This window comes from Arthrobacter sp. KBS0702, assembly GCF_005937985.2.
Taxonomy (GTDB): Bacteria; Actinomycetota; Actinomycetes; order Actinomycetales; family Micrococcaceae; genus Arthrobacter.
In genome coordinates this window covers 504451-530497 of the sequence record NZ_CP042172.1, presented here as the reverse complement: position 1 = coordinate 530497, position 26047 = coordinate 504451, and the positions used below count along the sequence as shown (strand labels likewise).

Below are 26047 nucleotides of genomic sequence, written 5' to 3'. Positions count from 1 at the left end.
GGATCGAAACTACCATTGACCCATGACTACCCCCGAGCCCCGGCATGCGGAATGGATGGGTCTGGCCCTCACCGAGGCACGCCGGGCGCTGGCCACCGCGGACGTGCCGATCGGCGCGGTCGTGATCGGACCTGACGGTTCGGTGCTCGGCGCGGGACGCAACGAGCGGGAGGCGCTCGGGGACCCGACCGCGCACGCCGAAATGGTGGCCATCCGGGAGGCAGCGTCCCGGCTGCGCGCCCGCCGCGCGCTGGAAGGCCTGAACGACGACGGCTGGCGGCTTGAGGACTGCACCCTGGTGGTGACGCTGGAGCCATGCGCCATGTGCGCCGGCGCCGTGGTGCTGGCCCGGATTCCGCGGGTGGTCTTCGGCGCCTGGGATGAGAAGGCCGGGGCCGCCGGTTCCGTGTTCGACATTCTCCGCGAACGGCGGCTCAACCATTGGGTGGAGGTGTATGGCGGCGTCCGGGAGCAGGAGTGCGGGGCGCTGCTGCGGGACTTCTTCGCGGCACACCGCGGCGCCTGAGGCCGCCGTTCGCGGTGCCTAAGCTACCGCTCCGCGGTGGCGGTCGTGGACGCCCGCAACGCGTCGATCCGTTTCTGCCGGGACGCCGGCGAGTCCAGGCTGAAGGCCCGGAAATCGCCCAGGTCCTCCCTGATCCAGGTCTCCACCTCGGCGATCCTCCGGTCCACGGCGGGCGTAGCCTCACCAAAGACCCAAGCTGCGATCCGCCCCTCGGCGGGGTCGTACTGCCACAGGCCGATGATCCGGCCGCGGTCGAGGATCGGATGGTCCGGCAGGTCGGCCTGCAGCGCGAGCCGGCCCAGCGCAGGTTTGTCCTGGTCCTCCCCGGCCAGCAGTTCCGCCGCGTTCCGGCGCAGCAGCACCAGCGAATCGGTTCCGGCAAGCAATTGGATTTGTTCTTCGGCAGGTTCTTCGAACGCGGCGAGCCCGGCGACGTCGTCGGGCAGCATCCAGAGCGGGTCCCCGCCGGCGGCCGTGGGGACTTCGACGGCGCCGACGGCGGCGAGCGCGGCCTTGCTCTGCGCGACCGTAAAGCCGGTGAACCACTGCGACTGCTTGAAGGTGGCCCCTCCGGTCCAGCCCAGGTAGCGCCGGATCAGCTCGGCACGGACCTCCTCGTCGCTGAGGGTGCTTGGCGCCAGGTTCCAGGGTTCGTAGGCGTAGCGCTGCTGGTCGAGCCGGCCGGTCGCCGGGACGCGACGGATCCGGCCGTCCGCCTGCAGGATGCCAAGAGCAGTGGGCAGCGTGGTGGCGGCACCCTTCTTCTTGCCCTCCTCGCCAAGGTTGCGCACCGATTCCCCGAGTTCGTCCTTGAGCTGCCGCGGGTCCAGCGGGACTCCGGCTTCCGCGAGGGTGTGCAGCACCTGCTCCTCGAGCAGCGCGATCTCGCCGCGGTCCACGCCAAGCCTGCCGACGACTTTGAAGCTTGCTTCGGCCGGATCCCGTCCCAGCCGCAGCGCCCACGCAAAGTCCTCCCTGCCGAGCACATACGTGCAGCCGCGCGCCGTCGGGAGTTCCAGGATCCGGTGGGACTGCACGTCGGCGTCCACCTGTGCGCGCCGGATGCCCGCCCGGGCGAAGAGCGTGAGGTACGGGTTGGCCCCGCCCACGGACCGCGCCCAGCCTGCCCGGGCAAGAATTTGTTCCGCCGTGCACCCCGCCAGCGAGCCGTCCAGGCCCTGCCGGTGCCACGACCAGGCACGGAGCCGCCCGGTGGTGAGGCTCTCGACGGGTGGCAACTGAACGGTCATCGGCTCGGTGGTCATGGGGTCATTCTCCACCCGTAGTCGCTGTTTTGAGCCGTGGCATCGACAACTACCGCGGGCCGGCTGGGTGCGACGGCGGCTCAATTCCGAGGATCGCCAGGACAGCCCGCGCCGTGGCGTCCCAGCCCGGAAGGCGCTTCCGCGCGGCCTGGGCTGCGGCCCGCCATTCGGCGCGGAGCGCGGGTTCGGTGAGCCAGCGGCGGATGACGGCGGCCAGCGGCGCCGGGTCCTCGGCGAGTGCGACGGCGGCGCCCGGCAGACCTGCCGCGTCCGGGGCGCCTTGGCTGCCCGCGGCGGCCGCGGGGGTTCCTGCGGCGAGCGCCTCCACGGCGCCCGTGCCCTGCCGCACGATGACGGGAATGGCCCGGGCCAGGGATTCGGTGACCACCAGCCCGTAGGTTTCGGCGCGCGATATCAGCAAGCTGAGGTCGGCGGCGGCCCATTCGGCGTCCAGCGCGGCTCCGCGCAGCTCCCCCTGGATGCGGACGCGCCCAGCCAGGCCGAGGCGTTCGGCTTCCCGCCGGAGCAGCGCGGCGTAGGCAGGGTCGGCCGTGTCCGAGCCCGCCAAGGACGCCGTCCAGGGCAGGTCCGTGAGCCCGGACAGGGCGCGCAGCAGCAACAGCTGGTCCTTGTTGGGCAGCAGCGCGGCCACCGCGAGCAGATGTGGCGGCTCGGAGCCGACGGCTGGCGGGGCCGACGCCGTTCCCGGTAGCGCAACTGTGATCCCATCGATTCCGTGCCGCTCACGCAGGTCCGCCGCAGCCGAGCCGCTGGTGCAGACCACCCCGGCCGCTGCCTGCAGGGCACGGCGTTCCAGCGCCGGGTGCGTGCCGAGAGGCATGTGGAGCAGGATCCAGGCGGGCAACCCGGCGTCGGCCGCCGCTTCCAGCTCATCCGGCGCCCCGCAGGCCACCAGGCCGTCCACGAGTGTCACCCGGGCGCCGTCGGCGTCGGCAAGCTGCCGCCCGAACCGCAACCGGTCCTCCGGGCTGCCGACCGGCCAGTCGCCCTCGACCTCGCAGGCCTCCGCCGCCATGCCCAGGTCTGCGACGGCGCGCAGCAGCGCGGCGTTGTAGGCGTTGCCACCCGAGTTGTGGCGCACGTTGCCCGGCAGGACCAGGCGCAGGCCGGCTGGGTGCACGGTCTGCTAGCCGGCGTCGAACTCGAGCGAGTAGCTGGCCCAGGCGTCAGGGGTTTCGCGCAGGGTGACGTCGATGCCGGCGAGCGCCTGCCCGTCGGTGCCGACGCGGATCTTGGCGGCGACGGCGTCGGCGATGTACTCGGCCAGGGCCTCAGTGGTGCTGAGTTTGCCGGCGAAGTCCGGGTGCTCGTCCAGGTTCTGGTAGTTCAGGTCCGCCAGGATGGCATCCAGCACCTCGCCGGCCTCGCCGATGTCCAGCACGATCGAGTCCTCGTTCAGCGTCCGACGGCGGAAAGTCACCTCCGTGACGAAGGTGGCCCCGTGCAGTCCCTGGGCCGGGCCGAAGGCGGGGCGCGGCAGGCTGTGGGCGATCATGAAATTACGGCGGACGGTCAGGCTGAACACGGTTTACCTCGTGGTTTCTGTTGTGGGGGCATCGGCGGCGGGGTATTCGATGACGTGGCAGAGCGCGTCGAGGCTGCCGTCGGAAAGGCGCCGGACGACGTCGGGCAGCTCGCTGAAGGCGGACGTGCCGGTGAGGAAGGTGTCGAAGACCGGGTCAGCGAGCAGCGCGACCGCGAGTTCGAGCCGGTCCGCGGTGGTGCGGCGGTGCCGCCGGGCGCGGGCCACGACGCCGACCTGGCTGGCGCGGATGGAGAGCCGCCGGGCGTGGAAGTCCTCCCCCAGCGGCAGGGTGATGCGGCGGTCCGCGTACCAGGACATCTCGATGATCTCGCCCTCGTCGCCCACCAGTTGCAGGGCGCGTTCGAGACCGGCCTGCGAGGCGGAGCAGTGGATCACGATGTCGCAGTCGGGCAGTGCGTCGTCGGGGTGGCTGAAGTCGACGCCGAGGGTATCGGCGAAGGCGCGCTTGGCGGGGTCGACGTCGATGAGCTGGAGCCTGCCCAGCGGGAAGGACCCGAGGAGCTTGGCAACCATGCCGCCGACGAGCCCCGCGCCAATGACGGCCACCCGGTCGCCGAGGCGCGGGCCGGCCTCCCAGAGGGCGTTGACCGCGGTTTCCACGGTGCCGGTGAGCACGGCACGGCGGGCCGGGACGTTCTCCGGGACTGCCGTGAGGGACTCGACCGGGACGACGTAGCGGTCCTGGTGCGGGTGCAGGCAGAAGACGGTCTTGCCCACCCAGTCCGCCGGGCCGTCCTCGACGACGCCGACGGAGAGGTAGCCGAACTTCACCGGCGACGGGAAGTGGCCTTCCTGGTGGGGTGCAGCCATTTCCTCGGCGATGCACTCGGGCACGCGGGCGTGGTGCACCACCATTTCGGTGCCTTTGCTGATGCCGGAGTAGAGCGAGCGGACGAGGGCCTCGCCTGGGCCGGGGGCGGGCAGTTCCCCGCTCCGGAGTTCGCCCTGTTCCGGGCCGACGGTCCAGTAGGCGGTTGCGGTAGCGGGGTCCGGGGGCGCGGGGCTGGTGTTGTTAGAGGTGCTCATCTTGCTTACGAATCTAGTGCCGGGGGCGGGCCGGGGGAAGCTTGGGTGCCGCGGACGGGGCGCGGCGGGGCGCGTTCGGCGGCCGTTTTGGGGTTGGGCGCCTTGCTCCGGTACCCTAGTCAGGTTGGTGACGTGTCCGAGCGGCCGAAGGTGCAACACTCGAAATGTTGTTTGGTGTCAAAGCCAACGTGGGTTCAAATCCCACCGTCACCGCCAATGAAAACCCCCGGGAAACCGGGGGTTTTCTGCATTCTCAGGAGCTTCGTGGTGCATTTTTGGTGCATGTTTCGAGGAATTGCGGCCGCCACGGGATGCCAATGCACGCACAGGATCCGTGGCAACTGTCCCGACGGCAGCGCCAACATCCTTCATCTCAGAGACGGAAGCTCCATCTTGGCCAGCCTCGTCACGGCGTTAGCTGTGCAAGTCGTACCATCGCCTCCGGCGTCGGACGTCCCTGGACCTCGTCCAGGGTGACACGAAGTTGGGCCGCCCGGATTCCCCTCCGTATACGCAGGACGGTTTCTTCCCTTGACGCTCGGGTTTCCTCATGTGCGGCAGACATTGGATCGCCCCTCTCTGTCCGTTGCACTAATGATCTCCGAGGGGTCCACAACAGCCAAGGGCTTCGCGTCACCTGCTAAGGGCGGTGGACCGCACGCCGTGGAGGTTTCGGGGGTCGGTGACTGTACGGACGCTGCCGGCGGGTGTTCATACCCAGTAAACGTGTTGACCGGCGCGGCACGACAGCAGGTCGGGGCGGTCCTTACCTAACAGAACCGACGGGATTAAGTGACCTGGCCGGGCTCCGCAGTTTTTGCACATTTTTAGATCAGACCCCCGCGTGCCGTTTGACCGCTCCATTTCGGTCTGCACAGGATGTCAGCACACGCTCGGCTCCATAGTGGACTCCGGCTGTCCCACTCCATATTGCAAAGGTCATGACGATGTCCGGCACAATCGCTTGTGTTCCCCCTGCCCTCGCCCGCCCGCGGGTCCTGTCCCCAAACGGCAATCTATCGGGCGCTGGGGCCGCGGACGATGTAGAGGTGCTCGAATCGCGTCGAGGTAGCGGCAGCCGGGCATGAGTCCTTGGCGGGAATGGCTTTTCGGATGGGCCAGGGGGCTTCCGCACCAGGAGGGCCAGGCGGCTAGCTGTCGTCAGCTAATGCACACGGTTCTCGCCACCAGCCGCGAGTGGCTATGGGCTTTGGATGATGAGGGTCGCTTTAGGTTTTCCAGCGAAGCGAGTAAAAACCTGCTTGGTTACCGACCGGCTGAGCTCATGGGTGAGCATTTCAGCATCGTCGTTGACGAGGATCATCTGCCGGAAAGCATCGCGGATCTCATCAGTTCACCGGGAACGCCCGGCAGCGCTGAGGGCTTGGTGCGCTGCAGGCACCGCGATGGCAAGACGGTTTGGATCGACTCTTCCGTTCTGAACCGCCCGGCCCGACGAGGTCGGATTCCGGGCCTGGAGGGAACCAGCCGGCGCTATCGGTCAGCAACACTGGATCCGGCGTCCATGCCAATCCGGCACAAGACGCTCAGTGAGACCATCGAGGGCACGCGGTTGCGGGCGGCGTTTCAACCGATCCACGATCTTTCCGGGGGTCACCTCGTTGGCGCCGAAGCCCTTGCAAGGTTCGACGGTGCCGCAGGGACCAATCCGGAGCGCTGGTTCGCAGAAGCCGCAGCGTTGGGACGCTCAGCAGACCTTGAACTAGCAGCGCTGGGCGTCGCCCTGGAAGCGGCGCAGCACCTTCCCCCGTGCCTCTACGTGGCTCTGAACGTTTCACCCGCAACATGTCTTGATCCCAGGTTGTTAGGTGTCCTCGAATCATCCGACCTGCCGTTGGAGCGACTCGTACTCGAGCTTACGGAGAGGCTGGAAGTGGAGAGGTATTCGCCCCTAATCTCGGCGTTGGAACCTCTGCGCCGACGCGGGCTGCGAATAGCAATCGACGATACCGGGGCCGGCTTCTCCTCAATGCGGCACGTCCTGCGGCTGCGCCCCGACATCATCAAACTCGACCGGAGCCTCATAGCCGGCATCGACCACGACGACGGACTCCGGGCCCTCGGCGCCGCAATGACGGTGTTTGCGAACCAAATCGGCGCCACCATCGTCGCCGAGGGCGTGGAACCGAATCGGAACTGGCAGCCATCACACAACTAGGCATGACCGCCGCACAGGGCTATCTCCTGGGCCGACCAACCATGGACAAAACCGAGTGGGAGAGCTGGCGCGCAGAAACCTGGCCCGCCACGGGCCGATTCAAATAGACACGCGTTCCACGGCGAAGCAGAAAGGAAGAACGAGGCTCCAATGAACTTTGCAGTACCCGACGAGGTGCGCTGGATATTTCTCGGCGATGCAGCCGAAGCAACGGAGTTGGTGGATGCCGCCGCCCGCAAAAAGGGTTTCAAGTCCCGCTCCAACGCATCCGGATTTGTCGTAGAAATTCCATGGTCCCTTCGCAAGCGCAGGCCCGCCGCCACGATCGTAGGCGCCACACGGCCCTCGGGGCCCCGAACGGAGATTGTTTGGCGTTGCGACCCGAATACGAGCCGCAGCTATGAGCACCTTTTGGGGCTCGAAGCGGAGCTTCCGGACGGGAGAATCGACTATCACGGCATGGCGGAAGTGTCCGCCGCCGCGGGTCTGGCGTTTGAGGGACGGCGAACCTTCCGGGCGGTGGCCGCACATCTCCAGGACGACGAACGGGCTATTGCCGTCGCCCGGGGAAAGCTCGGAGAGAATCCCTGCCTGATGCTCCTGACAGACCGCCGCCTCCTGCTCTTCGGGGATCACCCGGAGGCGACACCGCTGGTAGATGCCCCTTTAGACTCCATCGCAGCAATGAGACTGGGCAAGAAGAGCGACGGCGAGACCCTCCGCATCGGCATCCCGCCGGGTGCCATAGTTATTTCCAACCTAGGCCACGGCGAAGGCCATGGCATCGCCAGCACGTTTAGACTGCGCGCCCAAGAGCTCGCCCGCACCCTCCCACTGATCCCGTCTGAACCCTTGCCCAACGAGACTGCGCCATGAAGCAGCCTCCCCGGGAAGTCTGGCGAACGGACCCATCGACGTTGCGGGAGGTCGTCCTCGACCGCTCGGCCTTGGAAGCGCGTCTGGCCGAGTGCACTGAACTAGAGCAGGTCTGGATTCTGTCCCTCCTCGACCGGACCAGCGAAGCGATCGCCGAAGGACATCGGCTCCTCGCACGCTCCAGGGACCGGCTTCGGCCCCTTCTGGTTCTTGCCCGGGCCTATCAGCGAGAATATGAGTGGCACCAGGCAGCCCGGCTCCAGGAGGAAGCTTTGTGCTTGTCAGGCACCCGGGCTCGGGAAGCACTGGTCCGCCGCCAAATCGGACACCGGCTCTTCGACGAGGCCCGCTACGGCGAGGCGGCAGCCGAGTTCGAATGGGCGCGAGACCTCTACCGCAGCGTCGGCCAACGCGAGCATATCGTGCGCGCTTGCCAACAGGCTCTCGACAGATCACGGGAACTGGCCAGCCCCCAAGCGAACGCCTTCACAACACGGTGAGGCCACCCCGGGGGCAGTGCTCGGTCCGTTGCCGGTCACTGGTGCGGCTCCGAGCAGCTGGGGCCATTGCGAGTGGAGCCACATCCCCGGCTATTGCCCCCACCCGCGCCTCACCCCTAGCCTGTCCGTGGGAGCGTCCGCGGAGAACCATGCTGGGTTTGGGTACCGCGGAGAGATCATGCTCCCTGCAAGAGGCTGGCTCCATGGTCTCAAAACGATGGAGCCAGCTTGCAGGGGGTGGCCGCCGACCCGATCAGAGCCCGAGGGCGGTGAAGATGGCCCGGCCCCCGCTGTGGCTTAGCCGGCACCCGTCAGCTGCTGCCGCGCCGGACGCGAAATGGGCGTCGAGGTACCCGCTCGGAACGAGCCGAATGAAGTTGTCTTCCTCACGGCGCGGTCAGTAGCCATGGCTAAAGCAGTTCACGAGTACTGAGAACCAGGCAGTGCCCCACTGCTCTTGCCGTCAGAGGCGACTGCGGTTGCAGAGCTCCTGGCTGTCGGTACAGGACATCCTTCCGCTCGAATCCGCCACGCCGTGAGAGAGCGGCAATGGCTGAAGATTCCAGGTCTTCACTGCCCTGCGGCCGGAGGAGGCATCAACGATGCTAGATGATCGTCTAATCGGGCGCCGAACCGTAACGAACTTCGACGCCCACACCATTACGGTCATTATGTTGTGGATCTATTTCCACCACTTATGCATCATCCATCGGCCACCTTTGTTAATCCTCGGGGGCGCCGCTCAGCGTGCCGCCTCCTCGTCCGTGCACTCCACGGGTCGGCAGGCGCTCCGCAAATGGGACGCGCCGACGATAATTCGGCGCGTCCCATGGTGGGACAGAGGGAGATGCTTGATCTAGACCGGCTGTTCGAGGCGGACGGGCATGAGGATCGACAGTGTGCCGTCTCGGTCTGGGTTGCGGATGGCCAATGGCGCGATTGGATCATCCAGACCGAGGGTGAGCTGGTCGCCGGTCCCAAGCGCCTCCAGGAGGAACGCGCGGTTCACCCCGATGACGAGCGCGTCAGGGTCTTCGGATGCGCCGACCTCCACCCCGCTTGAGGTGATGCTAAGCCGGCTGACGTCGTAGGCCACGCCGTCGTTGTCTCGGGTGAAGGTCTCGGTCGTAGCTGCATGGAGTGCGGCCCTCAACGCCGCGGCGTCGACGGGGACTTCACGATGGCCGAGGTCGAGCCAGCTGCGATACGACGGGAAGTCGACGTCAACGACCTCCGTGTGGATGGTGCCGTCATCGCCAGTCAGGGCGATCGTGTCGCCGGTCACGACGACCTCCAGGGACCCTGTGTGGTTACTGGCGAGCAATTCGTCAACCGCTGCCACGGGCAGCAGCACATGCAGTTCGGCCTCCTGCAACATGGTTACCGTGCTGGCGGCGAGTCGGTACCGGTCCGTCGCAACCACACGCAACCGGCCAGGCTCGCTGTCGAGGAAAACCCCGTTCAGGCGCGGCTGATCCGGGTCGTCACTGATCGCATACCGAACTTCTCCGAGTGCTCGAATGAGTTCGGCGGCAGACAACGTGCATCGGGTCATGGTGATCTCCTGGTGTTCTAGTAGTTGATGAACGATGGAGATCTCCCTGAGGGCGTCGGCCAGACCCGCTTCCAGCCGCGCGAGATGAGTTGCCACGATCGACCGAGCCTGGGACGGTTCCGCCAGGATCGTCCGGATGTCTTCCAACGGAAGGCCAACCCGCCGCAGGTGCGCCGCCAGCCGAGCGTGAACCACCCGGCTCGGATGATAGAACCGATACCCAGAGGACGGGTCGACGACCGACGGCGGCAACACACCGGCACCGTCGTAAAAGCGCAGCGCACTTACGGGCAGTCCACTAAGTGATGCCAGCCGGCCGATGCCGAGCAGTTCGTTCTCCATGTCTGCACTCTCCCGTCTCGACCTAGTCGAGGGTCAAGCCCGAATACTCTCCGGACTACACCGCAAATTCCTACTTGCTGGCCGCGCCCCCGAAAGCCGGTCCCGTACCGGGACTTCATGCCCCTTACCTTTGTCGTACGAGAATCACCGCACGGATGAGAACGAGCCACAGATGAGGCAGCAGTCGACGCTCCGTGAGGCTCTGGTGCAGGCGATGGATCGGCGGCGCGCCTAGGGGTTCGACGGCGGTGTTCGTTGGCGTGGCCCAATGCTCAACTGTCGGTACTGGCCTTCTTTCGGGGGCCCAGAACGCAGAACTCGTTGCCTTCTGGATCCTCAAGTACAGTCCACGGCCGCTCGCCTTGACCAACATCGACCCTGCGGGCACCCAGAGCGATCATCCGCTCGACCTCGGCCGCTGGATCGTCCGGCCGGAAATCCAGGTGAAGACGATTCTTCGTTACCTTCGAATCGGCCACCGGCACGAAGACCAACCCCGGCAACCGGTCCGGTGTAGAACGAATTTCGAACTCATCGTCAGCTTCCAAAGTCACGACCCAACCCAAAGCTGTGGCCCACCAAAGTCCAAGCTCAGCCGGTCGTGCCGAATCGACAATTACTTGTTCCCATTCAAGACTCATGCGTGCCACTCTACTGAGCCGGACTGGTTCGACGGGCGCCTTGGTGACCGCAGGGATTCTTCACCGGCTCCGTCCTTGTCCGTGACACGATCAACGGATGAATTCATCACCGCTTCCAGCCATCCGTGCGGAGCAGGGAAGTGCATCTGCGCGCGATGCGGCCCAACTTTGGGCTCGCGCCACGGCGCGGCGGGATCACCTCCCTGTGATTCCATCGCTCGAGGACAAGCTACCCGCTATTCAATCAACGCTGGCCTTGGACGGCGCAATACTGCTGGTGATGCGTATCAGTGACCGCGCGATGGCGTTCTCGATCGTCGTTCCCCATGGGGACGTCCTGGAAGTGCTATATCTGGCAGTTGCTCCAGAAGCTTGGGGAACGGGACTCGCTCGCCAACTCCTTGACTACCTGCGAAACCACTCCGTGGAGGCAAAGACGCCTTTGGAACTCTGGGTGATCGCGGACAACGACAGAGCCATTGACTTATACGAAAGGGCTGGCTGGATTTCGACGTCAGAGATCAAAATTCGCAACTCGGCGGGACGACCGGAACGACGCTATATCTTGTCCCAATGAAGGACCGACTTACGGGCATGGATCGGCCCGGGCGTCGCCTTTTCGATAGTGAGTGCCGCAACGATTTTGGACGGTGAAACACCGACGCGCCCCTCAAAGCCGGCAAGAAATAGCGATCAGGGCCATGTACCTACGTCAGCTGACACGGGATAGCCCAGGTCCTTCAAGCAGGCCAGCACGGTGCCGGGTTCGCAGGACAAGAAATACCACGGCGAACCGGTGGCCGGGATAATTCTGACGGCGTCGTGAGGGATGAACCACGTCCGGACACGCTCGATCCGGGCGACGTCCGTTCGCGGTAACGCCCAAGGCCCAATGAACCTTCCAAAGCCATAGGCCAGACTGAATCGGAGGACGTCCGAAGTGGGGCTGAGGACCAACATCCGGAACATCGGATGAACCGAAAAACGCGCCCACACGCTCCCCGCTCGGAAGGGCACGGTCCCGCCTCCCTCGAAATGCTCCTCCTCTAGAAACACCTCGGGAGGCGCCGGTCCTTTCCTGAGAGTGGTAATGGTCATGGCGAGACCCACCAGGGCAAGCACCACGCCAGACGCTACGAGCTGCACCAGCGACGGGGTGGCCGCCGCGGTAAATAGGTCACCAACCAGAAAAAAGAGCTGCATCGGGGAAGTCCTGAACGATGAAATCCCCCGGGACCGGTGTTCGGTCGTATTCATGCGCCCCCGGCCGCCTAATCCGCCTCTACGTGCGGGACCTGCCGCGGACGAAGTGGAAAATCAGCACAACCACGGCGATAACCAGCAGCAGGTGAATGAAGCCGCCTCCGATGTTGCCGATCAGGCCGAGAAGCCAGAGGACGGCGATAATGATGGCTATCCAAAGCAACATGTGAATCTCCCTTGAATTGTTTGCGGATGGAAAAGCTCATTCTGCGCTCATCTTCGTACCTCCAGCGGCCCAAGGCAAGGGAACAGCCGACTGGTCCCGAATTGGCGGCCTTCCGCACCTTCCTGATCAGCCGTAAAGTTCGCGTAGGTCCGCCCGGGACCACACGGAAACGATCATTTGGAGGCACCGCCCATGCCACGCGTCATGCGCTTCGACCACGTTGGCGTCACCGTCCAGGACCTTGACCGGGTGACGGCGTTCTTCGTCGGGCTCGGGCTCGAGGTCGAGGGCCGGACCTTCGTCGAGGGTGACTTCATCGACACGGTCATAGCCATCCCGGGCTCCCGCACCGAAATCGTCATGCTGCGAACGCCCGACGGCGGCACGGGAGTGGAGCTTTCCAGCTTCGTCCGGCCGGACCCCCTCCCCGGATCGCCCGCCGCCATGGCCAACGAACTTGGACTGCGCAGCCTGGCCTTCGAGGTCGACGACGTCGAGGCCCACGTCGACCGGCTGGCCGCGGAGGGGTACGGACTGGTCGGCGGCATCGGCCGGTATGAGGATGCCTGGCGGATGGCCTATGTGCGCGGCCCGGAGGGCATTATCGTGGCGCTGGCCGAGCGGATTAGCTGACCCAGTGCCGCCTGTCGGATTCAGCAGGCGAGTAGGCTCGACACCATGACCATTGACTCTGCTCCCGACCGTGTCCAACGACCGGGCGGCTGGCTGCCCGAGCAACAGGATGAACTCGAAGACTGGATTGCCGGCCACCGGGAACGGGTAGAGGCGCGGGGAGAAGACGTTCCCCTGCACCCCGTGATCGTCGAGTTCCAGGAACTGATTGCCAGCGATCCCGTTGTCCGTCTCTACATGACCGAGATGATCGAGCAGGTTCCGAAGTCGAAGCCGTACCGCAAGCGGCACCTCACGAGCGTTGACCAGATGCTCCGGCTGATCAACGAGGTCCTGACGATGGCCCCCGAGTTCAGCGAAGGCGGCATGGTCACCACTCCGCTGACCGCAATCCTCGACTGGACCATGGGAACCGAGGCCGGGATCGCGGCCCATCGCGATCCGCGCATCGTTGCCATGTTCCGCAAGATCCTGGATGCTTGGTGCGTGTTCTTGACCAGCGAGGACTCGCTGTACGTATTGAACACCTCGCCGTCCGGGTGGATGTCGGAGAAGGCGCGGCAGGTCGTCGGGATGGACGACTACCAGCACGACCCCCTCGCCGAGCACTGGGGCTTCACGTCGTGGAACGATTTCTTCGCCCGCCGGCTCACCGCGACCTCCCGGCCCGTCGCAGCACCCGACGACGACAAGGTCATTGTCAGCGCGTGCGAGTCGACGCCCTACAAGATCAGCTCCGACGTTCAACGCCAGAGCCGGTTCTGGGTCAAGAACCAGCCCTACTCACTCGATGACCTGCTCGCCCGGGACGAGTCGGTGGATCACTTTGTCGGCGGAACGGTGTACCAGGCGTTCTTGAGCGCCTTGAACTATCACCGGTGGCACGCGCCCGTCGCCGGAACCATCGTGCGGGCATACCTCAAGGACGGCACGTACTTCTCGGAGGCGGAGTCCGAGGGGGCCGACGCCGTCGACCCGACGGTCTCGCAGTCATACTTGGCCCATGTCGCGGCCCGGGCGATCATCCTGATCCAGGCCGACGACCCGGTGATCGGTCTCATGGCGGTGATCCCCGTGGGCATGATCGAGGTCTCGTCCTGTGTCATCGGTCCGGAAATCGTCCCGGGCCACCATGTGAATAAAGGCGACGAGCTGGGGTACTTCCAGTTTGGCGGCTCGACGGAGTGCCTCGTCTTCCGGCCGGGTGCCATCGACCAGTTCGCCCTGGCCGCTATCCCCCAGCCGCACGATCCGAAAGCGCCCCTCGTGCGGGTCCGGTCAAAGCTGGCAACCGCCAGGTCCTGAGGACGGCGGTGCACCCTCCGAACGTACGGAACGCCGCCTAGCCCGCCGGGCTCACCACGTCCTCCAGCACCTTCCGGTCGAAGAAGCGGATCTCGCCGGTGTCCGGGAAGAACACGGGAACCACGGAAGTACTCGGGTCCGTCGAGGTCTCATAGATTTCGGGCGCACCCCCGTGTCTCCGGGCAATCGTGCCGACCAGCTCCGTGCCGCGGACCCTGACAGTCCGATATTTGTAGCTCATTCGGCCTCCTTTGGCGATGTGGGTCACAGCCTACTCCCCCGCCTCCGGCAGGCTCCGGGCGCTCGACGGCTACGTCATAGAAGATCGCGCCGCCTCCGCTGGTGCACAATGCGTTCATGACCAATGACGCTCCCCGCCCGGTTTACTTCCTGTCGGACAGTACGGGCATCACCGCGGAAACGCTCGGCAACACCCTGCTCACGCAGTTCCCGGAGAACGATTTTGACCGCATCACGGTCCCCTTCATCACCACCGTGGACCAAGCACGCGCCGTCGTCAGGGTGATCGACAACCGGGCCGCCACCGGGCTGCAGCCCATCGTGTTCTCCACCGCCGTCGGCAGCGACATCCGGCAGACGCTGGGCACCTGCCAGGGGATCATCGTGGACCTCATCGGCAGCCACGTCGGCCAGCTGGAGCAGGCGCTCGGGTCCGCCGCCAGCGGCGAACCGGGCCGGGCCCACGGGCTGGGCAACGCCGCCCGCTACCAGTCGCGGATGGCCGCCGTCGAATACGCCATGGAGCACGACGACGGCCAGAGCCTCCGGGCGCTCGAAAAGGCGCAGGTCATCCTGGTGGCACCGTCCCGCTGCGGCAAGACGCCCACCACCATGTACCTGGCCCTGCAGCACGGCATCTTCGCCGCGAACTTTCCGCTGGTGGACGAGGACTTTGAGCGCGAAGGACTCCCCAAGCCGCTGCGGCCGTTTGTTTCCAAGTGTTTCGGCCTCACCACCAATCCCCTGCGCCTGAGCCAGGTCCGCACCGAACGCCGCCGCGGATCGCCCTACGCGTCACTGCGGCAGTGCGGCTTCGAACTGCGCAGTGCCGAACGGCTCTACGTCTCCCACGGGATCCCGTACCTCAATTCGGCCAGCGTCTCCGTCGAGGAAATGGCGGCCACCATCCTCCAGAAGATGAACCTCAAGCACTGAGGCCACGCTTCACAAGTGTTGCGTGGGCCACATCGTGTGGAAACACCCACGCCGACCTGTCACTGTGGACAGGACTTGCGCCCATCAACCGGCGGCCGCCCGCGAGGGGCGGCGTTACCGTATGCCACCATCTGCAAAGGAGCAGCAACCATGACGACGGACATCCTGTGGTTCTCAGAACTCGGCCTCAAGGACCTGGACCGGGTGGGCGGCAAGAACGCCTCCCTCGGCGAGATGGTGCAAAACCTCACGTCCGCCGGCGTCCAGGTTCCCGACGGCTTCGCCACGACGGCGGACGCCTACCGCAGCTTCCTGGCCGACTCCGGCCTGGACCAGAAGATTGCCGACCGGCTGGTCGGCCTGGATACCGACGACGTGACGGCCCTGGCCGCTGCGGGCCAGGAAATCCGCACCCTGATGCGCGAGACGCCCTTCCTGCCGGACTTCGAGGCACAGCTCCGCGACTCGTACCAGAAGCTCGTTGACAAGCACGGCGGCTCCGACGACCTCTCCTGGGCCGTCCGCTCCAGCGCGACCGCCGAGGATCTGCCCGACGCGTCCTTCGCCGGGCAGCAGGAAACCTTCCTGAATGTCCGCGGCATCGAGAACATCCTCGTGGCCATCAAAGACGTCTTCGCGTCCCTCTACAACGACCGGGCCATCGCCTACCGGGTGCACCACAAGTTCGAGCACGCCGAAGTAGCACTCTCGGCGGGCGTCCAGCGCATGGTCCGTTCCGACGTCGGCGCGTCCGGCGTGATGTTCACCATGGACACCGAATCCGGGTTCAAGGACGCCGTCTTCGTCACCTCCTCCTACGGCCTGGGCGAGGCCGTGGTCCAGGGCGCCGTCAACCCGGATGAGTTCTACGTCTACAAGCCCGCCCTCGAGGCCGGCCGGCCGGCGATCCTCAAACGGGGGCTGGGCGAGAAGGCGCTCCAGATGACGTACACGAGCAACCGCGAAATCGGCCACACCATCGATTTCGTCCCGGTGGATGCGTCGCTGCGGAACCGCTTCAGCCTCACCGACGACGACGTCGAGCAGCTCGCCCGGCACGCCGTCGCCATCGAAAAGCACTACGGACGCCCGATGGACATCGAATGGGGCAAGGACGGGATCGACGGAGGCCTGTACATTCTGCAGGCACGCCCGGAAACCGTGCAGTCCCGCCGGGCCTCGGGCAGCCTGAGCCGCTTCCGCCTGAACGGAACAGGCCGCGTGCTGGTGGAGGGCCGCGCGATCGGCCAGCGCATCGGTGCCGGCAGCGTCCGCATCCTGTCCTCGATCGACCAGATGGCATCCTTCAAGACCGGCGACGTCCTGGTCGCGGACATGACCGACCCGGACTGGGAACCGATCATGAAGCGAGCCTCCGCGATCGTGACCAACCGCGGCGGACGCACCTGTCACGCGGCCATCATCGCCCGTGAACTCGGGATTCCCGCCGTCGTCGGCACCGGCGACGCAACCGACGCCCTCGCCGACGGACTCGAGGTGACCGTCTCCTGCGCCGACGGCGAAACCGGGGTCATCTACGAGGGACTCCTGGACTTCAGCGTCGAGGAAACCGAGATCACCCAGCTGCCCGAGGCCCCGGTCAAGGTCATGATGAACGTCGGCACCCCGGAGCAGGCCTTCACCTTCGCCCAGCTCCCCAACCACGGCGTGGGCCTGGCCCGGCTGGAATTCATCATCAACCGGCAGATCGGCATCCACCCCAAGGCGCTGCTGAACCTGGACGAGCAGCCCGAGGACGTCATCGCCGAAATCCGGGAGCAGATCGCCGCCTACGACAGCCCGCGCGACTTCTACATCAAGCGCCTGGCCGAAGGCGTGGCCACCATCGCCGCGGCGTTCGCGCCTGAGCCGGTGATTGTCCGGATGTCCGACTTCAAGTCCAACGAGTACGCCAACCTGCTTGGCGGACCGGCATACGAGCCGCACGAAGAGAACCCGATGATCGGCTTCCGCGGCGCCTCGCGCTACCTGGAGCCGTCCTTCCGGGACTGCTTCGACCTGGAGTGCGAGGCCCTCTCCTTTGTCCGCAACGAGATGGGGCTGACCAACGTCAAGCTGATGATCCCGTTCGTGCGCACCGTGGACGAAGCCAGCGGCGTCATCGACCTGCTCGCGGAGAACGGCCTGCGCCGCGGCGAAAACGGCCTCGAGGTGATCATGATGTGTGAAATCCCGTCCAACGCCCTGCTGGCGGACGAGTTCCTGGACTACTTCGACGGCTTCTCCATCGGCTCCAACGACATGACCCAGCTGACCTTGGGCCTGGACCGCGACTCCGCGATCGTCGCCGGCAGCTTTGACGAGCGCAACCTTGCCGTCAAGAAGCTCCTGAGCATGGCCATCAAGGCGTGCAAGGCGCGCGGCAAGTACGTGGGCATCTGCGGCCAGGGCCCGAGCGACCACCCGGACTTCGCCGAATGGCTGGTCGAGGAAGGCATCGACTCCGTTTCGCTGAACCCCGACACGGTGGTGGACACCTGGATCCGCCTGGCCGGTGCGGCCACCTCGGCCGGCGCGGCAGTCAGCGACGAAGCGACCGCCGGGGCCGCAGTCAACTGATGCCGGCCGGACGGCACCTGTAGGAACTGGCGGCACCCTGGTCCCCGGACCGGGGTGCCGCCTCGCCTGCGCACGCGCCTCGCTGGCAGCCGCACGAGTTTCGACGGCCGGTAGAATTGGGCCAAAGCGCTGCCAGCATCGAGCCTGAAGGAGGACTCCGTGCGCACATCCCACGCCCGGACGCCTTTTCATTCGCTCCGTGCGGCCATGGTCGCCACGACGATCATGGCCCTTGCCGCGGCCGCGCACGTCGTCGCCGGCGGCCAGCTACCCGCCCCCGCCATCCTGATCGCGTTCCTGGCCTTCACCGGGCTGGTGTCCACAGCGGCCACCCGGCTGAAGTTGAACGTCCCCGCGATGACCGGGCTGCTAGGCGCCGGGCAGGTGGTGCTGCATGAAGCGTTCTCCGCGTTCAGCGCGCCTGTAGCCGGCGCCGCGAGCGGCGCCGGCACCACTGGAGCGGGTAGCCACCACGCCGGCGGCATCCCGCTTCCGGTCCCGGCGGACCACCTCCAGCTCCACGCACTGGACTCCGCCCTGGCGCTCTCCATGCTCGCCGGCCACGCGCTGGCGACGCTGGCCTGCGCCCTGCTCCTGGCCCGGGGCGAGGACGCGCTGTGGTCGCTCGCGGCATGGCTCCGCCCGCTGGTCCAGCTTCCGGCGCCGTCGCTGCCGCGCCCCGCGGCAGCCCCCACCCAGCCCCTGTGGCCCGCAGCGTCCCTGCCGCTGCCCTGGCGCAACCTCCGGCGCGATTGCCGCCGGGGACCTCCCGCCGTCGTCGTCTTTTCCTAACATTCCTCCCGGCCGCGGCCGGACATGCCCGAAAGTACCGACACCGGGCCACTCGGCCGCGCCTCCCCCGTTTCCGCGCGCCGCCCGAAGTGCCGCGCGCACGCCTGAAAGGCACCTTTTTTGAATCCCTCAGAGCACAAGTCCACCCTCCGCCGCGTCCTTTCCGCCACCGCCGCTGCCGGAGGTACCGCAGCCCTCATGCTCGCCGGCATCAGCGGAGCATCAGCCCACGTCGAAGCGACCCCGGACAAGACCGCGGCCAACTCCTACGCCCTGCTCAGCTTCGCCATCCCGCATGGCTGCGAACATTCGGGCACCACGAAGATGACCATCACCCTGCCCGCGGAACTCAACGACGCGCAGCCCACGGCGAACCCGAACTGGACCGCTGCCAAGGTCACGGAACAACTGCCCGAACCAAAGAGGCTTGCTGACGGTTCCTCCATCACCAAGCGCACCAGCCAGATCGTCTACACCGCCAAGGCACCGCTGAACCCGGAACTCCGCGATGTCCTGGTGCTCTCCGTGAAACTGCCGGACACCCCGGGGAAGACCCTGTACTTCCCGACCCTGCAGGACTGCGAGCAGGGGCAGACCAAGTGGACCGATATCCCCCAGGAGGGCCAGGACGAGGAGTCACTCAAGAGCCCGGCGCCGTCCGTCACGGTCACGGAGGCAGTCGCCGGGGCCGACGGGCACGGCGCCGCAACGGACGCCCACGGCGCCGAGCATGCGGGGTCCGTCGCCGGGGCGGCCCAGGCGGCCGCGGCGAACGACGGCGGCGGCCAGCTGCGCAGCTGGGCGGCCCTGGTCGCCGGCGTCGGCGGCCTCGGCCTGGGCGGACTAGCGCTGGCCCGGAGCCGCAAGCCGGCACCCGCAGGGGTCCCGGCCGACGGCCCCGCCCGGCCCGAATAGCCCGGCACGAAGGTACCCCGGGTTGACGCCCGAAAATCACAATACGGGCGTCAATCCGGGTCCGCCGTCGTGGCGTCGTTGACTGTGCCGTCCGCGCACCATAAAAGTTGAGCCATGAGGCCTCAGCAGATGAAACACAGACTGGTAATTACTTCGGTGACGGCGGCTGCCGCGGCGGCATTGCTGCTCAGTGGCTGTGGCCAGAACCAGTCCCAGGGCGCCACGACCCCCGCGCCGACGTCGTCGTCCCCGTCCAGCACGTCCAGCCAGTCCGGTTCCGCCAGCCCGTCCCAGCCGGCGACCGGCGGGGCCGCCGCGGCCCCCTCGTCCGCCGCAGCGGCGGGACCCGCCCTGTGCAAGGCCGCAAACCTCACGGCCGCCCTCGACGCCAAGGGCGGCGGCGCGGCCGGCAGCGTCTACATGCAGCTGATCGTGACGAACTCGGGTGCGGAAACGTGTCTGCTGAAGGGCTTCGCCGGCGTCTCCCTCACCGCCGGGGCCGACGGCGAACCGATCGGTGCCGCCGCGACGCGCGACGATTCCACCCCCGTGGCCGACGTGCTGCTCGCCTCGGGACAGGCCGGCACCGCCACCCTGCGCTACACACAGGCCGGGAACTACCCCAACTGCACCCGCACGCCCGCCGCAGGATTCCGGATCTACCCGCCGGAGGACACTGCGTCGCTGTTCGTCGCCGCGCCCAAGGACGCCTGCACCGAAGCGGGCATCAACCTCCTGACCATCGCCGCGTTCACCGCGAAGTAGCGTCCCCGGGGATCGTGACTCCGCCTTAGGGCACCGCCAAAAGCTGTCGGTGCCTTAAGGCATGATGGAGGAATGAAGGGGCAGGGACTCGCCGGCGGCACACTCGCAGCCGTTGCCATGGACCGGTTCAGCCGGCCGACCCGGGAGTGGTTCCTGGGGGCCTTTTCCGCGCCCACCCCGGCACAGAATGGCGCCTGGAACGCCATTTCCTCGGGCGCGCATGCCCTCGTGGTGGCCCCCACCGGCTCCGGCAAGACCCTCGCCGCCTTCCTCTGGGCCCTGGACCGACTGCTGGTCTCGGCCCCGGCGGAACCGCAAGAGCTGCCGGGCCTGGACGCCGCGGCCGGGAAAGCCGTCCGGCGCAGGGCCCCGAAGCGGAAAACCCGGGTGCTGTACATCTCCCCGCTCAAGGCCCTGGGTGTCGACGTCGAACGCAACCTCCGCGCCCCGCTGATCGGCATCACCCAGACCGCCAAGCGCCTCGGCCTGCCCGCGCCGCTGATCACCGTGGGCGTCCGCTCCGGGGATACGACGGCGGCGGACCGGCGCTCGTTGCTGAGCCACCCGCCGGACATCCTCATCACCACGCCCGAATCCCTCTTCCTGATGCTCACCTCGAAGGCGCGGGAAACCCTGGACGAGGTGGACACCATCATCGTGGATGAGGTGCATGCCGTCGCCGGCACCAAACGCGGCGCGCACCTGGCTGTTTCGCTGGAACGCCTCGATGCCCTGCTGCCCAAACCGGCCCAGCGGATCGGTCTCTCCGCGACGGTGGAGCCGAAGGAGCTGGTGGCGCAGTTCCTCGCGGGCGCAGCACCGGTGGAAATTGTCGCGCCGCCGTCGAAGAAGACCTGGGACCTGACCGTCTCCGTGCCGGTAGAAGACATGTCCGACCTTCAGGGCGCGGCCGGGGCGTTCGACTCGGGCCCGGCGTCCGGGCTGCAGCCGCACGCCTCCATCTGGCCGCATGTCGAAGAAAAGATCGTGGACCTGGTGCTGGCCAACCAGTCCACCATCGTGTTCGCGAACTCCCGCCGGCTGGCCGAACGGCTCACGGCCCGGCTCAACGAAATCTACGCCGAGCGCCAGCTCATGGCCGCCGGCGGGGGCTGGGACGAGGCCGGCGGCGTGGCTCCCGACTTTGTTGACGCCACGCCCACGTCGACCGCGACGCCGGCGCACATGATGGCCCAGGCCGGCAGCACCGCCGGCGCGGACCCGGTCCTGGCCAGGGCACACCACGGGTCCGTGTCCAAGGACCAGCGGGCCCTGATCGAGGACGACCTGAAATCCGGCCGGCTGCGCTGCGTCGTGGCCACCTCCTCCCTGGAACTCGGCATCGACATGGGCGCCGTGGACCTCGTGGTGCAGGTCGAGTCGCCGCCCTCGGTGGCGAGCGGCCTGCAGCGGGTGGGCCGCGCCGGCCACCAGGTCGGCGAGGTCTCCCAGGGCGTGCTCTTCCCCAAGCACCGGGCGGATCTTGTCCATACGGCCATCACCGTCGAACGCATGCTGGACGGCAAGATCGAGCGGCTCTACGTCCCGGCCAACCCACTGGACATCCTCGCCCAGCAGACCGTCGCCGCGACCGCACTCGGCGCGATCGACGTCGAGGAATGGTTTTCCACCGTCCGCCGCTCCGCGCCTTTCGCCTCGCTCCCGCGGTCCGCGTTCGAGGCCACCCTGGACCTGCTGGCGGGACGCTACCCCTCGGACGAGTTCGCCGAACTGCGGCCCAGGATCGTCTGGGACCGCAATGCCGGCACCATCGAGGGACGCCCCGGCTCGCAGCGGCTGGCCGTGACCTCCGGCGGCACCATCCCGGACCGCGGCATGTTCGGGGTGTACATCATCGGCACCGAGGTGGAGGGCACCGGCAGCGACGGCTCCGGCGACGGCAAGGCCGCAGGCCAGGCGTCCACGGCCAAGGGCGGCCGCCGGGTGGGCGAGCTCGACGAGGAGATGGTCTACGAATCCCGGGTCGGGGACATCTTCGCCCTCGGCGCCACCAGCTGGAAGATCGAGGACATCACGCACGACCGCGTCCTCGTCTCCCCCGCCTTCGGCCAGCCGGGCAAGCTGCCGTTCTGGCGGGGCGACTCGCTCGGGCGGCCAGTGGACCTGGGCCGGGCCCTAGGCGCGTTCATGCGCGAACTCTCCGCGTCCGACGTCGGCCCGGCCACCGAACGCTGCAAGGCCACCGGCCTGGACGACTTCGCCGCCAACAACCTGATCCAGTACCTCGCCGAGCAGAAGCTCGCCACCGAGGTCGTCCCCAGCGACACGACCCTTGTGGTGGAGCGGTTCCACGATGAGCTCGGCGACTGGCGGGTGGTGCTGCACAGCCCCTTCGGCATGCCGGTGCATGCGCCCTGGGCCCTCGCCGTCGGCCAGCGGCTGCAGCAGCGCTACGGCATGGACGGCTCCGCGATGGCCGCCGACGACGGCATCGTGCTGCGCGTGCCGATGATGGAGGACGAACCGCCCGGCGCGGAACTGTTCCTCTTCGAGCCCGAGGAACTCGAACAGATTGTCACCGCGGAGGTCGGCGGCAGCGCACTGTTTGCCTCCCGTTTCCGGGAGTGCGCCGCCCGGGCCCTGCTGCTGCCCCGGCAGACCCCCGGAAAGCGCCAGCCGCTGTGGCAGCAGCGCCAGCGCTCGGCCCAGCTGCTGGACGTCGCCCGGAAATACCCGACCTTCCCGATCGTGCTCGAGACCGTGCGCGAGTGCCTGCAGGACGTCTACGACCTTCCGGCCCTGAAGGACATCGCCGCCTCGATCGAACGGCGTGAACTGCGGATCCTGCAGACCACCACACAACAGCCCTCGCCGTTCGCCAAGTCCCTGCTCTTTGGGTACGTGGCGCAGTTCCTCTACGAAGGCGATTCGCCGCTGGCCGAGCGCCGCGCCGCCGCGCTGGCGCTGGACTCGACGCTGCTCAACGAACTGCTGGGCCGGGTGGAGCTGCGCGAACTGCTCGACGCGAAGGTCATCGAGGCCACCGAACTGGAACTGCAGCGACTCGCTCCGGACCGGAGGATGCGCGGGCTGGAGGGCGTGGCCGATCTGCTCCGGCTGCTGGGCCCGCTCACCCCCGACGAAGTCGCCGCCCGGCTCGAGTCGCAGGCGCCAGCGGAGGCGGAGGCGGAAGTAGAGGCAGGGGCGGAAGTAGAGGCAGGGGCCGTGCCCGGCGAAGCCGGGGCCAAACCGGAGCCCGGGGCGGTTGAAACCGCCGCGGCCGAGGCCCCGGGCGCCGCCGCGGCCGACGCGGCCGCCCATTTGGCGGCTTTGCAGCGGGCCAACCGTGCGATCAAGGTCAACATCGGCGGCGTGGAACGGTTCGCCGCGGTAGAGGATGCCGCCAGGCTGCGCGATGCCCTCGGTGTCCCCTTGCCGATGGGCGTGCCGCTAGCGTTCATCGAACCCGTTGCGGACCCGTTGGGCGACCTCGTCTCACGCTACGCCCGCACGCACGGGCCCTTCACCGCCGCCGAAGCCGCCGCCCGGCTGGGCCTCGGCGTCGCCGTCGTCGGCACGGCACTCAAGAGGCTGGCCGCGGACGGGCGCGTCGTCGAAGGCGAATTCCGGCCGCACCCCGCAGCGCCGGACGAGGCGCAGGCCGGGGATTCGGCAGCACCGGCTGCCGCCCCGGCGGCGGCGTTGCCGACTGTCCTGCCGGCAACCGTCAGTGAGTGGTGCGACGCCGAGGTGCTCCGCAAGTTGCGGCGTCGGTCGCTCGCGGCGCTGCGGGCCGAGGTCGAGCCCGTGGACAACGCCGCGTACGGGCGGTTCCTGCCCGCGTGGCAGCACGTGCGGACACCCGGCGGCCGGGGCCAGTCGGCTTTGCGCGGGCTGGACGGCATCATCACCGCCGTCGACCAGCTCTCCGGCGTGCCGATTCCGGCCTCCGCCTGGGAACCGCTGGTCCTGGCCAGCCGCGTCTCCAACTACCAGCCGGCCATGCTCGACGAACTCATGGCCGCCGGCGAGGTCCTCTGGTCCGGGGCCGGCTCGCTGCCCGGCAACGACGGCTGGGTGAGCCTGCACCTCGCCGATTCCGCCGAACTGACGCTGAACCCGGCACCGGACTTCGTACCCGGCGACGCACAGCAGCGGTTGCTGGACCACCTGCGGAACAACGGCGGCGGCTACTTCTTCCGGCAGCTGACCGACATCGCCGGCGGGATGGACACGGTCCTCAGCGACCAGGACGTCGTGTCCGCGCTCTGGGACCTGGCCTGGGCCGGCCGGATCACCGGCGACACCTTCGCCCCGGTCCGGGCCCTCATCGCCGGCGGCCACACCGCGCACCGGCAGGTCGGGCGCGCGCCCCGTGCCCGGGCGCCCAGGCTCAGCCGGCTGGGCCGCGCCCACGGGACCGGGCTGCTCGGATCGCCCGGCCTCACCGGCGGCCGCTACGGCTCCGTCACCGGCGCCCCCGCCACGCCCCCGCTCGCCGCCGGACGCTGGTCCGCGCTCCCGGCCCCCGAGCTCGACGCCACCATCCATGCCCGGGCCACCGCGGAACTCCTGCTGGACCGGTACGGCGTAGTCACCCGGGGATCGGTGATGGCGGAGAACATCCTGGGCGGCTTCGGCCTGATGTACAAGGTGCTGGCCCGGCTCGAGGAAGCCGGGCGGTGCCGCCGCGGCTACTTCATCGAACACCTCGGCGCCGCCCAGTTCGCGGTGCCGGCCACGGTGGACCGGCTGCGCTCCTACGTCGAGGACGCCCAGGTGCACAAGGCCGAGCCCGTCGCCCTGGCCCTCGCGGCAACCGACCCGGCCAACCCCTACGGCGCCGCGCTGCCGTGGCCGGCCCTGGACGTGGAGGCGGGCACCGGCCACCGCCCCGGCCGGAAGGCGGGCGCCCTGGTGGTGTTGGTGGACGGCGCGCTGGTCCTGTACGTGGAACGCGGCGGCAAGACTTTGCTCGCGTTCAGCTCCGACCCCGACGTCCTGGCCGCCGCCGGGTCCGCCCTCGTCGGCGTCGTGACGCGCGGCGCCATCGACAAGCTGATCATGGAAAAAGTCAACGGCCACGGCATCTTGGACACGCCGGTCGCCGCCGCGCTGGCCCAGGCCGGCGCCTACTCCACCCCGAAGGGACTGAGGATCCGTGCCTGAGGGCGACTCCGTCTTCCGTGCCGCCGCGCAGCTGCACGCCGCGCTGGCGGGCAAGGAGTTGCTCGCCTCCGACTTCCGGGTGCCGCGCTTCGCCACCCTGAAGCTGGGCGGCTGGACCGTGCAGGAGGTCGTTCCGCGCGGCAAGCACTTGCTGATGCGCGTGGCCGGCCCGACGCCGAAGGACCGGCTCACCATCCACTCGCACCTGAAGATGGAAGGAACCTGGCAGATCTATCCTTCCGGGGGCCGCTGGCGCAAGCCCGGCTTCACCGCCCGCTGCGTCCTGCGCACGGCGACGGCGGACGCGGTCGGGTTCTCGCTCGGGCTGCTGGAAGTCATTCCGACGGCGGAGGAAGCCGGCGTCGTGGGCCACCTCGGTCCGGACCTGCTGGGCCCGGACTGGGACATGGCGGAGGCCGAGCGGCGCCTGCTCGCGGCTCCCGAGGTCCCGATCGGCGTCGCCCTCCTGGACCAGCGCAACCTGGCCGGCATCGGCAACATCTACCGCTGCGAGGCCTGCTTCCTGTCCGGCGTGCACCCGGCGACGCCGGTCTCCGCGGTGCCGGATCTGGCCGCCATGATCACCGACGCGAAGGTCCTGCTGACGGCCAACCTGGGCCCGGGCCGCCGCGTCACGGTACTGAACGCGCGCGGCGTGCCGGTGGGTCGAACGGCCGGCCGGCCCGGGTACTGGGTGTACCGGCGCGAACACCAGCCCTGCCTCAAATGCGGCACGCCCATCCGGCGCGGGGTCCTCGCCAAGGACACCGGGGCCGAGGAGCGGGACATCTACTACTGCCCCCGTTGCCAGCCGCTGCCGGGGGCTTCGCAGGCCTGATGTCGGG

At 67.9% G+C, this 26047-nt stretch carries 23 protein-coding genes and 1 tRNA gene; 15 read left to right on the top strand and 9 right to left on the bottom strand.

What is annotated here, in order from left to right; translation table 11 throughout:
* Positions 1-22: 22 nt before the first annotated feature.
* The gene (locus FFF93_RS02520) at positions 23-526 is read left to right on the top strand and encodes a nucleoside deaminase (protein WP_138767466.1); all 504 of its coding nucleotides are present in this window, start codon (positions 23-25) and stop codon (positions 524-526) included.
* 23 nt (positions 527-549) lie between these two features.
* Here the strand turns inward: FFF93_RS02520 and FFF93_RS02515 are convergent, their stop codons facing one another.
* Genes FFF93_RS02515 through FFF93_RS02500 form a run of 4 tightly spaced genes read right to left on the bottom strand, consistent with a single transcriptional unit; the run spans position 550 to position 4384 of the window.
* Positions 550-1791: a DNA glycosylase AlkZ-like family protein gene (locus FFF93_RS02515; RefSeq protein ID WP_138767467.1), complete on the bottom strand. Its 1242-nt coding sequence runs from the start codon at positions 1789-1791 to the stop codon at positions 550-552.
* A 49-nt stretch (positions 1792-1840) separates the two neighbouring features.
* Complete coding sequence (locus FFF93_RS02510; RefSeq protein ID WP_261375264.1) at positions 1841-2932, bottom strand: glycosyltransferase; 1092 nt, start codon at positions 2930-2932, stop codon at positions 1841-1843.
* Between the two features lie 6 nt (positions 2933-2938).
* Positions 2939-3337 (bottom strand): 6-carboxytetrahydropterin synthase, encoded by a 399-nt coding sequence (locus FFF93_RS02505; protein ID WP_138767468.1) that lies wholly within the window; start codon positions 3335-3337, stop codon positions 2939-2941.
* A gap of 3 nt (positions 3338-3340) precedes the next feature.
* The gene (locus tag FFF93_RS02500) at positions 3341-4384 is read right to left on the bottom strand and encodes a zinc-binding alcohol dehydrogenase (protein ID WP_138767469.1); all 1044 of its coding nucleotides are present in this window, start codon (positions 4382-4384) and stop codon (positions 3341-3343) included.
* A gap of 126 nt (positions 4385-4510) precedes the next feature.
* Between FFF93_RS02500 and FFF93_RS02495 the strand changes: the two genes are divergently transcribed.
* The 4 genes from FFF93_RS02495 (at position 4511) to FFF93_RS02480 (ending at position 7939) form a co-directional block, all read left to right on the top strand.
* A tRNA-Ser gene (locus FFF93_RS02495) sits at positions 4511-4600 on the top strand.
* Between the two features lie 952 nt (positions 4601-5552).
* Positions 5553-6563, top strand: coding sequence for an EAL domain-containing protein (locus tag FFF93_RS02490; RefSeq protein ID WP_186372213.1), 1011 nt, complete (start codon positions 5553-5555; stop codon positions 6561-6563).
* 150 nt (positions 6564-6713) lie between these two features.
* The gene (locus FFF93_RS02485) at positions 6714-7439 is read left to right on the top strand and encodes a hypothetical protein (protein ID WP_138767471.1); all 726 of its coding nucleotides are present in this window, start codon (positions 6714-6716) and stop codon (positions 7437-7439) included.
* The gene (locus tag FFF93_RS02480; RefSeq protein ID WP_138767472.1) at positions 7436-7939 is read left to right on the top strand and encodes a hypothetical protein; all 504 of its coding nucleotides are present in this window, start codon (positions 7436-7438) and stop codon (positions 7937-7939) included. Before FFF93_RS02485 ends, FFF93_RS02480 begins: the two co-directional genes overlap by 4 nt.
* Before the next feature lie 856 nt (positions 7940-8795).
* Here the strand turns inward: FFF93_RS02480 and FFF93_RS02475 are convergent.
* On the bottom strand, positions 8796-9836 hold the full coding sequence (locus FFF93_RS02475) for a MerR family transcriptional regulator (protein ID WP_138767473.1): 1041 nt from the start codon (positions 9834-9836) through the stop codon (positions 8796-8798).
* A 272-nt stretch (positions 9837-10108) separates the two neighbouring features.
* Complete coding sequence (locus tag FFF93_RS02470; RefSeq protein ID WP_138767474.1) at positions 10109-10477, bottom strand: VOC family protein; 369 nt, start codon at positions 10475-10477, stop codon at positions 10109-10111.
* A 97-nt stretch (positions 10478-10574) separates the two neighbouring features.
* Here FFF93_RS02470 and FFF93_RS02465 point away from each other — a divergent pair, with 97 nt between their 5' ends.
* The gene (locus tag FFF93_RS02465; RefSeq protein WP_138767475.1) at positions 10575-11054 is read left to right on the top strand and encodes a GNAT family N-acetyltransferase; all 480 of its coding nucleotides are present in this window, start codon (positions 10575-10577) and stop codon (positions 11052-11054) included.
* Between the two features lie 116 nt (positions 11055-11170).
* Here FFF93_RS02465 and FFF93_RS02460 read toward each other — a convergent pair whose 3' ends face one another.
* Positions 11171-11734, bottom strand: coding sequence for a hypothetical protein (locus FFF93_RS02460; protein WP_138767476.1), 564 nt, complete (start codon positions 11732-11734; stop codon positions 11171-11173).
* A gap of 25 nt (positions 11735-11759) precedes the next feature.
* Positions 11760-11906, bottom strand: coding sequence for a lmo0937 family membrane protein (locus FFF93_RS02455; RefSeq protein ID WP_138767477.1), 147 nt, complete (start codon positions 11904-11906; stop codon positions 11760-11762).
* 192 nt (positions 11907-12098) lie between these two features.
* Here FFF93_RS02455 and FFF93_RS02450 point away from each other — a divergent pair, with 192 nt between their 5' ends.
* Both FFF93_RS02450 and FFF93_RS02445 read left to right on the top strand, forming a co-directional pair.
* On the top strand, positions 12099-12539 hold the full coding sequence (locus FFF93_RS02450; protein WP_138767478.1) for a VOC family protein: 441 nt from the start codon (positions 12099-12101) through the stop codon (positions 12537-12539).
* Positions 12540-12584: 45 nt separating this feature from the next.
* Positions 12585-13844 (top strand): phosphatidylserine decarboxylase family protein, encoded by a 1260-nt coding sequence (locus FFF93_RS02445; protein WP_138767479.1) that lies wholly within the window; start codon positions 12585-12587, stop codon positions 13842-13844.
* Between the two features lie 37 nt (positions 13845-13881).
* Here the strand turns inward: FFF93_RS02445 and FFF93_RS02440 are convergent, their stop codons facing one another.
* The gene (locus tag FFF93_RS02440; RefSeq protein WP_138767480.1) at positions 13882-14085 is read right to left on the bottom strand and encodes a hypothetical protein; all 204 of its coding nucleotides are present in this window, start codon (positions 14083-14085) and stop codon (positions 13882-13884) included.
* A gap of 116 nt (positions 14086-14201) precedes the next feature.
* On the opposite strand from FFF93_RS02440, the gene FFF93_RS02435 reads away from it, so the two are divergent.
* From FFF93_RS02435 to FFF93_RS02405, 7 genes are all read left to right on the top strand, one after another.
* On the top strand, positions 14202-15020 hold the full coding sequence (locus tag FFF93_RS02435) for a pyruvate, water dikinase regulatory protein (protein WP_138767481.1): 819 nt from the start codon (positions 14202-14204) through the stop codon (positions 15018-15020).
* A 150-nt stretch (positions 15021-15170) separates the two neighbouring features.
* On the top strand, positions 15171-17600 hold the full coding sequence (ppsA, locus tag FFF93_RS02430) for a phosphoenolpyruvate synthase (RefSeq protein WP_138767482.1): 2430 nt from the start codon (positions 15171-15173) through the stop codon (positions 17598-17600).
* Between the two features lie 159 nt (positions 17601-17759).
* Positions 17760-18392, top strand: a complete 633-nt coding sequence (locus tag FFF93_RS02425; protein ID WP_138767483.1) for a hypothetical protein — start codon at positions 17760-17762, stop codon at positions 18390-18392.
* Between the two features lie 198 nt (positions 18393-18590).
* Positions 18591-19307: a YcnI family protein gene (locus FFF93_RS02420; RefSeq protein ID WP_138770249.1), complete on the top strand. Its 717-nt coding sequence runs from the start codon at positions 18591-18593 to the stop codon at positions 19305-19307.
* 129 nt (positions 19308-19436) lie between these two features.
* Complete coding sequence (locus tag FFF93_RS02415; protein ID WP_261375263.1) at positions 19437-20072, top strand: DUF4232 domain-containing protein; 636 nt, start codon at positions 19437-19439, stop codon at positions 20070-20072.
* 72 nt (positions 20073-20144) lie between these two features.
* Positions 20145-25202, top strand: a complete 5058-nt coding sequence (locus tag FFF93_RS02410; RefSeq protein WP_138767485.1) for a DEAD/DEAH box helicase — start codon at positions 20145-20147, stop codon at positions 25200-25202.
* Positions 25195-26040, top strand: a complete 846-nt coding sequence (locus FFF93_RS02405) for a DNA-formamidopyrimidine glycosylase family protein (protein WP_138767486.1) — start codon at positions 25195-25197, stop codon at positions 26038-26040. Before FFF93_RS02410 ends, FFF93_RS02405 begins: the two co-directional genes overlap by 8 nt.
* Positions 26041-26047: the final 7 nt, after the last annotated feature.

Excerpts from the sequence above, each read along its gene's own strand:
- FFF93_RS02480 (WP_138767472.1), top strand. The coding sequence starts at position 7,436 with ATGAAGCAGCCTCCCCGGGAAGTCTGGCGAACGGACCCATCGACGTTG.
- FFF93_RS02490 (WP_186372213.1), top strand. The coding sequence starts at position 5,553 with ATGCACACGGTTCTCGCCACCAGCCGCGAGTGGCTATGGGCTTTGGAT.
- FFF93_RS02440 (WP_138767480.1), bottom strand. The coding sequence starts at position 14,085 with ATGAGCTACAAATATCGGACTGTCAGGGTCCGCGGCACGGAGCTGGTC.
- FFF93_RS02500 (WP_138767469.1), bottom strand. The coding sequence starts at position 4,384 with ATGAGCACCTCTAACAACACCAGCCCCGCGCCCCCGGACCCCGCTACC.
- FFF93_RS02435 (WP_138767481.1), top strand. The coding sequence starts at position 14,202 with ATGACCAATGACGCTCCCCGCCCGGTTTACTTCCTGTCGGACAGTACG.
- FFF93_RS02450 (WP_138767478.1), top strand. The coding sequence starts at position 12,099 with ATGCCACGCGTCATGCGCTTCGACCACGTTGGCGTCACCGTCCAGGAC.
- FFF93_RS02485 (WP_138767471.1), top strand. The coding sequence starts at position 6,714 with ATGAACTTTGCAGTACCCGACGAGGTGCGCTGGATATTTCTCGGCGAT.
- FFF93_RS02420 (WP_138770249.1), top strand. The coding sequence starts at position 18,591 with ATGCTCGCCGGCATCAGCGGAGCATCAGCCCACGTCGAAGCGACCCCG.
- FFF93_RS02455 (WP_138767477.1), bottom strand. The coding sequence starts at position 11,906 with ATGTTGCTTTGGATAGCCATCATTATCGCCGTCCTCTGGCTTCTCGGC.
- FFF93_RS02465 (WP_138767475.1), top strand. The coding sequence starts at position 10,575 with ATGAATTCATCACCGCTTCCAGCCATCCGTGCGGAGCAGGGAAGTGCA.
- FFF93_RS02470 (WP_138767474.1), bottom strand. The coding sequence starts at position 10,477 with ATGAGTCTTGAATGGGAACAAGTAATTGTCGATTCGGCACGACCGGCT.
- FFF93_RS02515 (WP_138767467.1), bottom strand. The coding sequence starts at position 1,791 with ATGACCACCGAGCCGATGACCGTTCAGTTGCCACCCGTCGAGAGCCTC.
- FFF93_RS02460 (WP_138767476.1), bottom strand. The coding sequence starts at position 11,734 with ATGAATACGACCGAACACCGGTCCCGGGGGATTTCATCGTTCAGGACT.
- ppsA (WP_138767482.1), top strand. The coding sequence starts at position 15,171 with ATGACGACGGACATCCTGTGGTTCTCAGAACTCGGCCTCAAGGACCTG.
- FFF93_RS02445 (WP_138767479.1), top strand. The coding sequence starts at position 12,585 with ATGACCATTGACTCTGCTCCCGACCGTGTCCAACGACCGGGCGGCTGG.
- FFF93_RS02475 (WP_138767473.1), bottom strand. The coding sequence starts at position 9,836 with ATGGAGAACGAACTGCTCGGCATCGGCCGGCTGGCATCACTTAGTGGA.
- FFF93_RS02520 (WP_138767466.1), top strand. The coding sequence starts at position 23 with ATGACTACCCCCGAGCCCCGGCATGCGGAATGGATGGGTCTGGCCCTC.
- FFF93_RS02410 (WP_138767485.1), top strand. The coding sequence starts at position 20,145 with ATGAAGGGGCAGGGACTCGCCGGCGGCACACTCGCAGCCGTTGCCATG.
- FFF93_RS02415 (WP_261375263.1), top strand. The coding sequence starts at position 19,437 with ATGAAACACAGACTGGTAATTACTTCGGTGACGGCGGCTGCCGCGGCG.